This is a genomic window from Rhizobium sophorae, assembly GCF_013087515.1.
Taxonomy (GTDB): domain Bacteria; phylum Pseudomonadota; class Alphaproteobacteria; order Rhizobiales; family Rhizobiaceae; genus Rhizobium; species Rhizobium sophorae.
In genome coordinates, this window is record NZ_JABFCN010000072.1 from 1 (window position 1) to 1,576 (window position 1,576).

At 61.9% G+C, this 1,576-nt stretch carries 1 protein-coding gene; it reads right to left on the bottom strand.

Features of this window, described 5'->3' with window-relative positions:
* A partial coding sequence (gene traA / locus G9X64_RS37405; RefSeq protein ID WP_171378384.1) for a Ti-type conjugative transfer relaxase TraA occupies window positions 1–1,576 on the bottom strand: 1,576 nt, incomplete at both ends.

The window sequence follows — 1,576 nt, forward strand, 5'->3', positions numbered from 1 at the left end:
GAACCTGTATTGCGTCCGGCGCGACGGCGATCACCTCGCCCAACATGCCATTCTTGACGCCGAGATCGCGATCGTTCTCCAGGAAGACGATGCGATCGCCACGCGCAAAGGATCGCTTCCCATTGCTGGTCTGGTAACTCAGTTCCTCACCTTTATCACCAGACGGGTTGCTGCCCTTTGCCAGTTCACCGCGATCCTGCAACCGAGCACGAATGCCGGCATTGATGGCACGGACGTCGTCGCGTCGATGGGCCATCGCAATGCGCGTGTCGTTGGGATTGGCCGATCGGTCAGCGACGTAATCGGCAATGATCGCGTTCAGGGTTTCAGCGCGATCCGTCTTCAGATGAACGCTTCCCCGTGCCACGTAGGCCGACAGCCCGGCAGCGGTCCGGTGAGAGGCAAAGTCAATCGAAGCCTGCTTTTGCCAATCGGCTTTTTGCCGTCGAACTTCCGAAAGCTGCGCATGGCCGACGGCTTCCGCGATCGCCCGAAACGGCGCGCCCGCTCCGATCGCCTGAAGCTGTTCATGATCACCGACCAGGACGAGCTTGGCGCCGGCCCGTTTGACCTCGTCGACGAAGCGGGCGAGCTGACGGCTGCCGACCATGCCGCCCTCGTCGATGACGAAGACGTCACGAGCATTGAGCCGACCGCGATCGGCCTGCCAGCTGTATTCCCACGACGCCAAGGTGCGGCTCGCGATCCCGGACGATTGCTCCAGACCCTCTGCCGCCTTGCCGGCCAATGCCGCGCCATGAACACGATAGCCCTGCGCTTCCCAGGCGTGCCGGGCAGCCGCCAGCATCGTGCTCTTGCCGGCACCGGCAAAGCCGATCACCACGGCGATCTGAGCTGGACCCGTGACATGCTCGATCGCATGGCGCTGTTCAGCCGACAGCCCCTGCCCCGGTGAAGGATTTCCCGCCTGGATCGATCTGTCCTGTTCGGCGATCGCAGCATCGACATTGCGCTTGAAGACACCGTGGTTTTGGCGCGCCTTCATCGCCATGACATTGCTGGCGATCGCGCCCTCGATCGCCACCATCTCGACCGTCGAATAGCGTGCCTCGCCATCGCGACCCCGAACGCTTGAACTGTCGGGCCTCAACTCGACCAGAGCCTTCGACGCCATGACTGCGGCAAAAGCATTCTGGAAGGTCTGCGGATCGTCATTGATGTAGCGATGCAGAGCCCTGGCAATGTCATAGCGGTTGAAGACGCTCTTCTCGTTGGTAATCAGCTTCAGGATCTCATCCGGGCGCCTCCGGATGGTCTCGGCATTTCGCTCGGCCGATTGCGGTGAGATGCGGGTGCGCGAGACTGCCCCACCCTGCCGATTGATCTCAGTCGCATGCACACCGACATGTTCGGTCGGCTCGATCGTGATCCCGGCTTCCAGATGCGAACGGTTGTCGATACGGATATCGAGGCCGGCCCTCTCAAGGTGCGTGTTGGCCAGATGCTCCCACGCCTGGCGCAATTCCATCAGCTGCAGTTGCGATGGCGGCAGGTGGTTGGCGAGAAGCCATCTGTTTTCCCGCTCGAGCATAGTCTTGTCGCCAAGACCGGCTTC